The following is a 12492-nucleotide window of genomic DNA, read 5'->3' on the forward strand; positions in this document are numbered from 1 at the left end:
CGAGATTAAATTTTAAATCATATTATTATGAGTAAATCAAAAGATTTTACACTTGGCCTAATATCAGGTGCTCTTGTGGGATCAGCTATCGCACTATTATATGCACCCGATAAAGGAAGTAACACCCGTGATGTTCTCTCCTACAGACTTAGTAACTACCTAGATGAGCTCACTCACCTCATTGATAAACTTTCCGACGAGAAAAAGTCCATATCTGAGGCGAAACGAAAAGGGGATTTAGTAGTAGAAGATGCGAAAGATCGTGCAGAAGATTTAATTCGTGAAGCAGAAGATCTCCTTAATACTATTGAAGATACTAAAGAGGGTGAGAACAAAGCTGATTAATAGTCACTTTCTTTCCAAATTTTTTTAAAGCCTCCGGTTAATCGGGGGCTTTTTTATTTGTCGGCTACTAGTAAGGGCACTACGATAAAAAAAGCGTCTGACCATAGTGGCCAGACGCTTTAAATATTAGTTACTAATGATGTTTATCGAAGTTATGATTCGTCTTCTTCTACATCAGTTTCAGCAGTTGCTTCTTCACCATTAGGATCGCCAGCTCCACTGAGCTCTTCGAACACTTTGGCTACTTCTTGCTCATCTTCATCCAGTTCAGTTTTCTTACCAACAATGAGATCATCATACTTACGTAGTCCCGTACCAGCAGGTACTTTATGACCAACGATCACATTCTCTTTAAGACCTTGAAGTGTATCTTTCTTAGCCTCAATAGATGCTTGTGTAAGAACCTTAGTTGTTTCCTGGAATGAAGCAGCAGATAACCAGCTTTCTGTTGAAAGTGCAGCACGTGTAATACCAAGCAGTATGGGCTTAGAAATAGCCGGTTCTGCTTCACGTGTTTCAATTTCTTCGACACCTTCTTTAATAAGTTCGTTGTTAATATCTCGAACTTCACGACGATCAAGGATTCTTCCTTGTTTGAGATCACTTCCACCGACATCGGTAACAACATATTTACCGATCAACTCATCATTCTTATTATTGAGTTCAAATCGATCAACTTTGTCACCTTCAAGATACATAGTATCTCCGGGATCGGTTACCTCAACCTTCTGCATCATGGTGCGTACAATCGTCTCAATGTGTTTATCATTGATTTTCACACCCTGTAGTCGGTAAACCTCCTGAATCTCATTCACGAGGTAAGACTGTACTGCATAAGGCCCTAGAATATTAAGAATCTCTTCGGCCGGAATAGTACCATCAGAAAGTTGCTGGCCAGCTTCAACATAATCATTCTCTTGAACCAAGATATGCTTGGAAAGAGATATAAGGTATGTCTTCTCTGTCTTACCATCTTTACTTTCAACGATAACTTCCTGCTTACCACGTTTACGACCGCCGAATCGTACAATACCATCAATTTCAGATACAGCAGCAGGATCACTTGGTGACCGAGCTTCAAAGAGCTCCGTAACACGCGGCAGACCCGCTGTAATATCTTTAGACTGACCGGTTGATCGCGGAATCTTAGCCAGAACCTGACCTGCAGAAACATCTTGTCCGTCTTCCACAACGATATGTGTATCAACAGGCAATGTTTTCTCACGAACGCGATCATCACTGCCCTTAACCATCAGGGTTGGAACCAGTGAACGATCTTTAGAGTCAATTACAACTTTCTCGCGGTGACCTGTTTGAGCATCAGTCTCTTCAGAAAACGTGATATCTTCCATGATATCTTTGTACTCAACAGTACCGTCGATCTCAGCGTAAATATTCGCATTATAAGGATCCCACTTACAGAGTGGTACTCCTTTCGGTATCTCATCGCCTTCTTCAACGAGAAGCTCTGAACCGTAAGGAATATTATAGGTCGTAAGAACCTTTCCTTCCTCATCTACGATTTTAATTTCACCGGCACGACTTAATACAACATCATGCAGTTCTTCACCGTCATCATATTCGACAACGCGGATATTTTCAAACTCAACTTCACCTTCGAACTTCGCTTTATGCTGTGATTCTGACTCCATACGAGAAGCAGTACCACCAACGTGGAATGTTCGTAGTGTAAGCTGCGTACCAGGCTCACCAATAGATTGAGCTGCAATAACACCTACAGCCTCACCTACCTGTACCATTGTACCACGTGACAAGTCACGTCCATAGCATTTTGAACATACACCGCGTTCGGTTTCACACGTAAGTACAGAACGGATCTCTACCTCTTCAATTGAAGTCTCCGCAATACTCTTTGCGACCTTTTCATCAATCATCTGATTTGATTCACAAAGAAGCTCATCAGAGATAGGATCATAAATATCGTGTAATGAAACTCGTCCAAGAATACGATCTTCCAGGCTCTCGATAACATCTTCGTTATCTTTCAGAGCTTTCATCTTAATTCCACGGAGGGTTCCACAATCTTTCTCATTAATAATAATATCCTGAGAAACATCTACAAGACGACGCGTTAAGTAACCGGCATCAGCAGTTTTAAGTGCAGTATCGGCAAGACCCTTACGCGCACCGTGAGTAGAAATAAAGTACTCAAGAACCGTAAGACCCTCTCTGAATGAGGATAGAATTGGATTCTCAATTACCTCGTTTCCTTCTTGCATAGAACTCTTCTGCGGCTTAGCCATCAGTCCACGCATACCACCAAGCTGACGAATCTGCTCTTTTGAACCACGAGCACCGGAATCAGCCATCATAAATACTGGGTTAAATCCATCACGATCAGAGGTCAATGCCTCAAACAATGATTCAGAAACCCTGTTAGTGGTACTTGTCCACTTATCAATAACCTGATTATATCGTTCGTTATCGGTAATGAAACCCATTTCGTAACGATCAGTTATTTCAGCAACCTCATCTTGAGCTTTCTGTATTAACTGTTGTTTTTCATCAGGGATTACAATGTCTTCAAGGCTAAAGGAAAGCCCGCCTGTAGTTGCTTGGTTGAAGCCTAGACGTTTCATTTCGTCAAGGAATTCAGCAGTACGTGATGTTCCTACTTCATAGTGAACATCCCCAATAAGAGAACGCAGTTCTTTCTTACCAAGCGTACGGTTAATATACCCCATCTCATCAGGCAGTATCTTATTAAAGACAACTCGACCTGTTGTAGATTTGATGATTTCATAACCATCACCGTCTTCTTTTGGAATACGGATATTGATTTTCGCGTGCATATCTAAGCGGTCGCGATCATATGCAATAAGCACCTCATCGAGGTTGGCAAAGGTTTTACCCTCTCCTTTCTGATCACTGGCCATCTTGGTCAGGTAATAAATACCCAAGACCATATCCTGTGATGGTACCGCAATAGGACCACCATTGGCAGGACTTAAGATATTATGAGAGCCTAACATTAATACAGATGCCTCTAATATTGCATCATGGCTTAATGGAAGGTGTACAGCCATCTGGTCACCATCAAAGTCAGCGTTAAATGCTGTACATGAAAGTGGGTGCAGACGTACTGCTTTCTCTTCAATAAGCACGGGTTGATACGCCTGGATACCAAGCCTGTGCAATGTTGGAGCACGATTCAGCATGATTGGGTGTCCGTCAATCACGTTCTCAAGGACCTCCCATACAACTTGATCTCTGCGGTCTACAACTTTCTTTGCAGATTTAACCGTTTTAACATAACCACGCTCAATGAGTCGGCGGATAATAAATGGCTTATAAAGCTCTACAGCCATCTCTTTCGGCAAACCACATTGGTGCATCTTAAGCTCAGGGCCAACAACAATAACAGAACGACCCGAATAGTCAACACGTTTACCGAGCAGGTTCTGACGGAAACGACCACTCTTCCCTTTCAGCATATCACTGAGAGATTTCAGAGGTCGATTGTTGTTACGTACCGCGTTAGATTTTCTCGAATTGTCGTAAAGTGAATCAACTGCTTCTTGCAACATGCGCTTCTCGTTGCGGAGAATAACGTCTGGTGCTTTAATATCAATCAAACGCTTCAGACGATTATTACGAATAATCACCCGACGGTAAAGATCGTTAAGATCAGAGGTAGCAAATCGGCCGCCTTCAAGAGGTACCAATGGCCGCAGTTCCGGTGGAATTACCGGAATAACACTCTGGACCATCCATTCAGGACGGTTTTCAGTGTGTTGGTTTGCAGCTCGGAAAGATTCAATAACTTGCAGGCGCTTCAGCTTCTTTTTCTTACGCATCTGCGAAGTTTCGTTCCGTGCCTCATAACGAAGACGATAGGCAAGCTCATCAAGATCTTGCGTAGAGAGCAGCTCTTGAATAGCCTCAGCACCTTCTTTAGCGCGGAATTTCTCTTTATTATCGTCATCCATCTCCCATTGATCTTCAGGGAGTTGTTCCTGGATGTCATAATATTCTTCCTCTGAGATCAGATCGCCTTTCTTGTAACCAAGATCACGAGCAACACCGGGATTCATCACGACGTATGTTTCGTAATAGACAATCTTCTCCAGATTCTTTGAAGAATATCCGAGTAAGTATGCTAATTTATTTGGTAGTGATTTGAAGTACCAGATATGAACTACAGGTACGGTAAGCGAAATATGTCCCATTCGCTCACGGCGTACTGCCTTTCTAGTTACTTCAACGCCGCAACGGTCACAAATAATCCCTTTATAACGGATTCGTTTGTATTTACCGCAGTGGCATTCATAATCTTTAACCGGACCAAAGATCTTTTCACAGAAAAGACCGTCCATTTCCGGTTTAAAGGTACGATAGTTAATTGTTTCGGGAGTTAAGACTTCGCCATGCGACCGAGACAAAATAGTCTCTGGTGACGCAAGGGATATACCAATTTTATCGAAGTCTTTCGAAACTGTTAATGTATTAGTAGTCGGCAAGGATGTACCTCCGGATTGACTTTATTTAACAGTGTAAATTCTGTTGTTATAATTAGTCGATGTGAACTTCAAGGCCAAGACCCATCATTTCGCGTAGCAGTACCTTAAAGGATTCTGGAACGTCACCTTCGGGCAAGTTTTCACCTTTTACAATAGCTTCATAAACTCGCGATCGACCTTTCACATCGTCACTTTTAACAGTAAGCATCTCTTTGAGTATACTGGAAGCACCATAAGCATATAGTGCCCAAACCTCCATTTCACCGAGACGCTGTCCACCAAACTGAGCTTTACCGCCCAACGGCTGCTGAGTAATAAGCGAATACGGTCCAATTGAACGAGCATGCATCTTATCTTCAATCAAGTGATTGAGTTTAAGCATGTAGATATAACCTACAGTAGATTTCTGATCCATTGGCTCACCAGAACGGCCGTCGTATAATGTTACACGTCCGTCGCGGGGCAGCCCGGCTTCTTCCATCATGTCTTTAACTTGTTCTTCACTGGCACCGTCAAAAATGGGTGATGCAAACTTGACACCCAATCGCTTAGCAGCCCATCCCAGAATGGTCTCATAAATTTGACCAAGATTCATTCGGGAAGGTACACCAAGTGGGTTCAAACAAATATCAACGGGGGTACCATCTTCCATGTAAGGCATATCCTCTTGTGGGACTACCTTGGCGATTACACCCTTGTTACCGTGTCGTCCTGAAAGCTTATCACCAACCTGAAGCTTACGCTTCTTGGCAACATAAACTTTTGCTTTCTGGATAATTCCAGGGGGTAGATCATCGCCTACCTGAATCTGATATTTGCGTCGTTTGGCTTCTGTATCAATTTCTCTTCGCAGTTCCCTATAATTTTTAAAGAGTAATCGCACATGTTCAACCAATTCATCATCAGTTGCCCAAGCGATGTTCTCATTAATATTTACGGGATCAAGTTCTTCAAAGTCTGATTTACGATATTTCTGTCCTTTTTCAATAAGTTCTACGCCACTAAAGTCGTAAACACCCGGTGAGGTTTTATCACGAAGCAACGTATATAGCTTATCAACCATTTGGCTATTAAGTTCGTCAACCTTCTTCTGGTGACGCTCATTTTCAAGCTCAACCTGCTTCTTCTCCTCTTTACGGGAAATCTGTTCATCACGCTTACGGCTAAAGAGTTTGGTATCAATAACAGTACCAGAAACTCCTGGTGGAACTTTCAACGACGCATCTTTCACATCGCCGGCCTTATCACCGAAAATTGCTCGAAGCAATTTTTCTTCGGGAGTAGGATCAGTTTCACCTTTGGGCGTAATCTTACCGACCAGTATATCACCGGGATTAATCTTAGCACCGGTTCTAATAATTCCCTGCTCATCAAGATCCTTAGTAGAATCTTCACTCACGTTAGGAATTTCACGTGTCAGTTCTTCTTCACCACGTTTAGTATCACGAACTTCTTGTTCAAACTCTTCAATATGGATGGATGTGTAGATATCATCCTGCACTACACGTTCACTTACTACAATGGCATCCTCAAAGTTATATCCTCTCCATGGGACAAATCCTACTAATAGGTTACGCCCAAGTGCAAGTTCACCTTGGTCAGTAGCACAACCATCAGCCAGAGTCTGTCCTTTCTTAACTTTATCACCAACTTCTACAATAGGAGTTTGGTTGATTGTTGTGTCCTGATTAGTGCGTTCAAACTTGGTAAGATTATACTTCTTAATACCTTCGTCGAAATAGCATTGCTGCTCCATATCCGTACGATCGTACTTCACATGGATCTCTTTGGCAGATACGTATACGACTTCACCATCTTCTTCTGCAGCAATAATTGCACGAGAATCTTTCGCAGCTCTGTGCTCAAGACCTGTACCGACAACCGGTGCTTCCGGGCGAAGCAATGGTACTGCCTGTCGCTGCATGTTTGCACCCATAAGGGCACGGTTCGCATCATTGTGCTCCATAAATGGAATAAGTGCTGCAGCAACCGAAGTAATCTGGTTGGTAGAAACATCCATATAGTGGATCTCTTCCGGCTCTGCCAATCCAACCTCACCATCACGGAAACGAGAGAAGATATTATCATTTTTGAACACCCCGTTTTTCTCGAGAGGGGCATTGGCCTGAGCAATAACGGTTTCATCTTCCTGCTCAGCAGATAGATATTCTATCTCTTCTGTAACCTTTCCATCTTCAAGCTTACGATACGGAGTTTCAATAAATCCGAAGTCGTTAACTTTGGCATGCACACAGAGCGAAGAAATCAAGCCAATATTGGGGCCCTCTGGTGTTTCAATAGGACATAAACGACCATAGTGCGTATAGTGGACGTCACGAACCTCAAAGCCAGCGCGTTCACGAGTTAGACCTCCTGGCCCTAATGCCGACATACGACGCTTATGCGTCAATGTAGCGATGGGGTTGGTTTGATCCATAAACTGCGACAGCTGGTTGGTACCAAAGAATGTATTGATAACAGAAGAAATGGTACGAGCATTAACTAAATCTTGTGGGGTTAACTGCTCGGCATCGCGTGAATTCATTCGTTCTTTTATAGTACGCGACATTCGAGCCAACCCAATAGAGAACTGCTGCCCCAGCTGCTCACCAATAGTACGAACACGTCGGTTACTCAGATGATCAATATCATCCACCTGAGCTTTCATATTTTTAAGTCGGATAACCTCTTTGATAATAGCTACGATATCTTCCTTCACCAAGTAGCGGATATCCATATCCACATCCACTTTCAATCGTTTATTCAAACGATATCGTCCTACTTCTCCAAGGTCATATTTTTTATCACTAAAGAATAAACGTTCAAGCACTTGTCGTGCTGTTTCTGGATCCGGCATCTCACCAGTTCGAATCTGCTTATAAATTTCTCCAAGAGCAGACTCTTCATCGTGTGTCGGATCTTTACGAAGCGTATTCATAAATACATCGCGTTCAGAATCCTCAGGCTCCATTGTTTGAACCCGAACTTTTTCAACATCAGCTTCTTGAAGCAAACCGTAATCATCTTCAGTGAGCTCATGGTCAATTTCCAGAAGCGTGTTACGAGTCATCGCCTCAGTAACTTCTCCAGTCTCATCGTCTACAACTTCTTCGACTTTTTCTTCAACGATATCAACCGCAAGACGCTTGCCTACAAGCTCATCGTTATATTGCTTTTTATCTTCAAGTTCTATGACTTCAGAATTACCGAATAAGTTATACAGTTCTTCGTCAGTAGAATATCCAAGCGCTCTAAGTAGAGTCGTAAATGGAACCTTCTTTTTTCTATCAATATAAGCCCATAATACATCACGGATATCGGTAGAAAACTCTATCCAAGAGCCTTTAAATGGAATTACTCGCGCGTTATATAACTGCGTGCCGTTAGGGTGTACATTCTGTCCAAAAAATGCACCTGGCGAACGGTGTAGCTGACTTACGATTACACGTTCGGATCCATTTATAATAAAGCTACCCTTTTCAGTCATCCAAGGGAGATCGCCAAGAAACACTTCTTGCTCAATCGTTTCTGTTGTTTCGTCATCGTCATCAACAGCAGAAAGACGAATCTTTGCCTTTAAGGGTACAGCATAAGAAAGGCCACGTTCCTGGCATTCCTTCATACTATATTTAGGAGTATCCACACTATAATGCATGAACTCCAAAATATGTGTTTCCCGGGAATCTTGAATTGGGAAATTTTCGTTAAAAATCTTTTGAAGACCTTGATTCTTACGATCTTCAGGTGCCACATCCAGTTGGGTAAACTGTTCGAACGATTCTAATTGGATATCCAGAAAATCAGGATAGTCCAGAACATGTTCAGTACTGGCAAATGACAAGCGGTCGGTGAAAGGGATTTTCTCCATTTTACTCTGTTTACTCAAAGGAACCTCTCCTTTAAAATTAATTAGATGGTGATGAGCATAATTTGCCGCTTCTAATACACTTTATAACAAGTGAAATACTAGCATGCAAATAGACGCCAATAGCCAATACCGCACAAGACGATATTGGCTAATGACAAATTATAAGATATTGAACCTTAATTATTTAAGTTCAACTTCAGCACCGGCATCTTCAAGCTGAGACTTAAGATCTTCAGCTTCATCTTTAGAGATACCTTCCTTAATTGGGTTTGGCGCATTATCAACCAATTCTTTAGCCTCTTTAAGTCCGAGACCAGTAATTCCGCGAACTTCCTTAATAACGGCAATCTTCTTGTCGCCAGGACCGTTCAGAACTACATCGAATTCGGTTTGTTCTTCTTCGCCACCGCCTTCGCCGCCACCAGCTGCTACAGCTACACCAGCAGTCGCAGGCTTAATGTCGTATTCTTCCTCTAGGAAGTTAGCGAGTTCGTTTGCTTCTTTTACAGTTAAGTTGACTAATTGTTCAGCTAATTCTTTAACGTCAGCCATTTGATTATTCTCCGATTGATCTTTTGAATTGAAAATTCGTTGTGTTGTTGTATGTATTATTCGTCGCCTTCTTCGGCGATTGTTTCAACGGCTCCGGCGATATTTCGACCGGGAGCTTGTAGTGCACTAACCACATTAGAAACAGGAGCAAGCAAGAGACCAACAATGTCTCCAATAACTTCACTCTTAGACTTCATTGCAGCCAAGGTTTCCAGCTCATCCTCACCGTAATAATCCCCATCGATGATTGCAGCTTTAAACTTAGGCTTTTCTGTTTCCTCAAATAACTTTTTAATCACTTTAGCGGGTGCGGCAAGCTCTTCTTCTACAAAGGCAAAACCATTTTGTTCAACCAAGTGGGGATACAAATCTTCGTACCCTCCAACTTCGTCCATGGCTCTTTTAACCAAAGTATTTTTATATACTTTGTATTTAATATCGCCTTCGAAGAATTCGCCACGCATAGTGTTGATTTCCTTTACTGTCATACCCGAATAATTGGTGATATAGACCGCACCAGAGTTATTCAGATCGTCAGTAATTTTTTCAACAGTTGCTTTCTTTTCTGCTAATGTTGGCATTATTCAGTTCCTAGTTTTAAATCTTTATGCAGAAATTACAGATGAACGACTCAATGGAATACTTGGGCCCATGCTGGAGCTCATAAACGCACTTCTGATATATAAACCTTTAGCAGAAGCGGGTCGAAGCCGCATAACCTCTCGTATAAATTCCAAAGCGTTTTCACGAAGTTCACTAGCATCAAAGCTAACCCGTCCTATTGATGCATGTAGAATACCGTAGTCGTCTACACGAAAATCAATTTTACCGGCCTTTGCTTCTTTAATAGCATCAGTCACATCGTTGGTAACAGTTCCACTCTTAGGGTTGGGCATCAGTCCTCGTGGACCTAAAATACGTCCAAGCCTTCCGATTTTTCCCATAACATCAGGAGTGGCAACAATTACGTCAACATCTGTCCATCCATCTTCAATTTTCTCAATATACTCATCAAGACCTACATGATCTGCTCCGGCCTCTTCAGCTTCTTCTTGTTTAGCTTCGCTTACCAAAGCTAAAACACGTATCTCTTTTCCCGTACCATTTGGCAGGGTTACAGATCCGCGCACCATTTGATCGGCATGTCGGGGATCAACTCCCAGACGCAAGTCCAGATCAACGGATTCGTCGAAATTAGCCTTAGAGGTTTTCTTCACAAGATCACAAGCTTCAGCCAGAGTATATTCCAACTCGGGATCAATGAGCTTTGCGGACTCTTGGTACTTCTTTCCTCGTTGTGCCATAAATTAATTTACCTTCTATTTATCTCTTTGCACTCGAAGCCCCATACTTCGGGCAGTACCTGCAATCATTTCAGCAGCATTTTCTACCTCAAAAGCATTAAGATCCTGCATTTTTTGTTCTGCTATATCTTTGCACTGAGTCCAGGTGACGCTACCAACTTTCGTTCTATTGGGCTCGCCAGAACCTGATTTAATCCCAGCAGCTTGCTTTAACAGAACTGCAGCAGGTGGAGTTTTAGTTTTGAATGTAAAAGACTTGTCCTGATACACAGTAATTTCAACCGGAATAATAGTACCGGCGTCTTCCTGAGTAGCAGCATTAAAAGCCTTACAAAACTCCATAATATTAATTCCAGCCTGACCCAATGCGGGTCCGACGGGAGGAGCAGGGTTTGCCTGTCCACCTCGAATCTGGAGCTTAAGTACTTGATCTACTTTTTTTGCCATTTTAATTTACTGCTTGTACTTATGTTTATTTGCCGCGTAATAGCTCACTTTTGCATCAAGTGATTTTAAAGTGGTTAAGTTGCAGGTTCTACCTGGTTCACATCAACTTCAACCGGGGTCTTTCGACCAAAAATACTTACCATGACACGTAACTTGAGTTTATCAGTATTAACCTCTTGTACAGTGCCATCAAAATCCTTAAAGGGTCCATCAATAACTTTTACAATATCTCCTTCATCATAGGGGATCTCAATCTTACCCCCCTCTTCAGCGGAACCTTCACCTTCACGAACACGACCAAGTATTCTATTCACTTCGGCCTTACGTAGTGGCTTTGGCACATGATCGTTCTTACCGCTTTTAAGGAATCCAATTGTAGACGGAGCCCCCTGAATAAGATTATTTACCTCCTCATCATATATGGTCTTAAGCAATATATAGCCTGGAAAGAAATTCTTTTCACGTGTTTTCTTCTTACCAGAACGTATTTCAATAACAGTTTCTGTAGGTATTAACACCTCAGTAATCTTATCTTCCAGCCCTTGCATTTCGATCTCTCGATCCAAATAGCGCTTAACCTTCTTTTCGTGACTGGAAAAAACACGAACTACATACCATTTATGCTGATCTTCTTGTGTCATTGATAAATTGCCTCTAATACCGTGCTGTATACTTGGTCAACCGCAAATATAAATGCGGAAAGGAGTATAGTGAAGACGACGACGACAATAGTATAATCAACCAATTCTTGCTGGTCTGGCCAAGAGACTTTTCTCATCTCTTTTCGTACGTCTTCTATAAATTCTTTAATCTTATCCATGTATATATAATCAGTTCAATTCTTGCACGGGTGGAAGGACTTGAACCCACAACCTTCGGTTTTGGAGACCGCTGCTCTGCCAATTGAGCTACACCCGTATACGCAGAGAGAATAGACTCTCAGACGAGCCTATTCTCTTTGCAAATTTTTTTTAGTACTGTTGAGCAACCTAGTCCTTAATTTCAGTCACAACACCAGCGCCTACTGTGCGGCCGCCCTCGCGGATCGCAAAGCGCAGGCCTTCTTCCATCGCTACCGGCTGAATCAGCGTAACATCCATTGTTACGTTATCGCCCGGCATCACCATCTCAACGCCGTCAGGCAACTCACAAGAGCCCGTCACGTCGGTGGTACGGAAGTAGAACTGCGGACGGTATCCGTCGAAGAATGGGGTATGTCGCCCACCTTCATCCTTACTCAACACATATACCTCACATTCAAACTCCTTGTGGGGCGTAATTGAGCCAGGCTCACAGAGTACCATTCCGCGCTGCAGATCTTCCTTGTCAACTCCACGCAACAGAATTCCGGCATTATCTCCGGCCTGTCCCTCGTCGAGCATCCGGCGGAACATCTCAATACCGGTTACTACACTATCCATCGGATCTTCAATAATTCCGACAATTTCAATCTCATCATTGAGCTGAATCACACCACGCTCAATTCGTCCGGTCG

The 12492-nt window shown here is 42.6% G+C and carries 10 protein-coding genes and 1 tRNA gene; 1 reads left to right on the forward strand and 10 read right to left on the reverse strand.

The window, feature by feature from the left end; all coding sequences use genetic code 11:
- Nucleotides 1–27: 27 nt before the first annotated feature.
- Complete coding sequence (locus tag FCN14_RS07925) at nucleotides 28–345, forward strand: YtxH domain-containing protein (RefSeq protein WP_138430658.1); 318 nt, start codon at nucleotides 28–30, stop codon at nucleotides 343–345.
- Nucleotides 346–497: 152 nt separating this feature from the next.
- On the opposite strand, the gene rpoC is transcribed toward FCN14_RS07925, so the two are convergent.
- The 10 genes from rpoC to FCN14_RS07975 all read right to left on the reverse strand — a co-directional run.
- A complete protein-coding gene (gene rpoC, locus FCN14_RS07930) occupies nucleotides 498–4826 on the reverse strand; it encodes a DNA-directed RNA polymerase subunit beta' (protein WP_138430659.1) in 4329 nt (1442 codons plus the stop codon).
- A gap of 52 nt (nucleotides 4827–4878) precedes the next feature.
- The gene (rpoB, locus tag FCN14_RS07935; protein WP_138430660.1) at nucleotides 4879–8694 is read right to left on the reverse strand and encodes a DNA-directed RNA polymerase subunit beta; all 3816 of its coding nucleotides are present in this window, start codon (nucleotides 8692–8694) and stop codon (nucleotides 4879–4881) included.
- Between the two features lie 180 nt (nucleotides 8695–8874).
- Entirely contained in the window at nucleotides 8875–9246 is a 372-nt protein-coding gene (gene rplL, locus FCN14_RS07940; protein ID WP_138430661.1) for a 50S ribosomal protein L7/L12, read from the reverse strand.
- A gap of 56 nt (nucleotides 9247–9302) precedes the next feature.
- The gene (rplJ, locus tag FCN14_RS07945; RefSeq protein ID WP_138430662.1) at nucleotides 9303–9827 is read right to left on the reverse strand and encodes a 50S ribosomal protein L10; all 525 of its coding nucleotides are present in this window, start codon (nucleotides 9825–9827) and stop codon (nucleotides 9303–9305) included.
- Between the two features lie 24 nt (nucleotides 9828–9851).
- Nucleotides 9852–10550 carry a 50S ribosomal protein L1 gene (gene rplA / locus FCN14_RS07950; protein ID WP_138430663.1) on the reverse strand — a complete coding sequence of 233 codons (699 nt, stop codon included), beginning with the start codon at nucleotides 10548–10550 and terminating at the stop codon, nucleotides 9852–9854.
- A gap of 15 nt (nucleotides 10551–10565) precedes the next feature.
- Nucleotides 10566–10997 (reverse strand): 50S ribosomal protein L11, encoded by a 432-nt coding sequence (gene rplK, locus FCN14_RS07955; protein WP_138430664.1) that lies wholly within the window; start codon nucleotides 10995–10997, stop codon nucleotides 10566–10568.
- Nucleotides 10998–11071: 74 nt separating this feature from the next.
- Complete coding sequence (gene nusG / locus FCN14_RS07960; RefSeq protein WP_138430665.1) at nucleotides 11072–11638, reverse strand: transcription termination/antitermination protein NusG; 567 nt, start codon at nucleotides 11636–11638, stop codon at nucleotides 11072–11074.
- Nucleotides 11635–11817 (reverse strand): preprotein translocase subunit SecE, encoded by a 183-nt coding sequence (secE, locus tag FCN14_RS07965; protein WP_138430666.1) that lies wholly within the window; start codon nucleotides 11815–11817, stop codon nucleotides 11635–11637. The genes nusG and secE overlap by 4 nt, the downstream gene beginning before the upstream one ends.
- Before the next feature lie 25 nt (nucleotides 11818–11842).
- Nucleotides 11843–11915 (reverse strand) — tRNA-Trp (locus FCN14_RS07970).
- Nucleotides 11916–11986: 71 nt separating this feature from the next.
- On the reverse strand, nucleotides 11987–12492 hold a 506-nt coding region (locus FCN14_RS07975; protein WP_246043130.1), incomplete at its 5' end, for an EF-Tu C-terminal domain-related protein.

Source organism: Fodinibius saliphilus (assembly GCF_005869845.1).
GTDB lineage: Bacteria > Bacteroidota > Rhodothermia > Balneolales > Balneolaceae > Fodinibius > Fodinibius saliphilus.

Bases quoted from the DNA above. Each gene is read 5' to 3' on its own strand.
- FCN14_RS07925 (WP_138430658.1), top strand. From the start codon at position 28: ATGAGTAAATCAAAAGATTTTACACTTGGCCTAATATCAGGTGCTCTT.
- rpoB (WP_138430660.1), bottom strand. From the start codon at position 8,694: ATGGAGAAAATCCCTTTCACCGACCGCTTGTCATTTGCCAGTACTGAA.
- rplL (WP_138430661.1), bottom strand. From the start codon at position 9,246: ATGGCTGACGTTAAAGAATTAGCTGAACAATTAGTCAACTTAACTGTA.
- rplJ (WP_138430662.1), bottom strand. From the start codon at position 9,827: ATGCCAACATTAGCAGAAAAGAAAGCAACTGTTGAAAAAATTACTGAC.
- rplA (WP_138430663.1), bottom strand. From the start codon at position 10,550: ATGGCACAACGAGGAAAGAAGTACCAAGAGTCCGCAAAGCTCATTGAT.
- rplK (WP_138430664.1), bottom strand. From the start codon at position 10,997: ATGGCAAAAAAAGTAGATCAAGTACTTAAGCTCCAGATTCGAGGTGGA.
- nusG (WP_138430665.1), bottom strand. From the start codon at position 11,638: ATGACACAAGAAGATCAGCATAAATGGTATGTAGTTCGTGTTTTTTCC.
- secE (WP_138430666.1), bottom strand. From the start codon at position 11,817: ATGGATAAGATTAAAGAATTTATAGAAGACGTACGAAAAGAGATGAGA.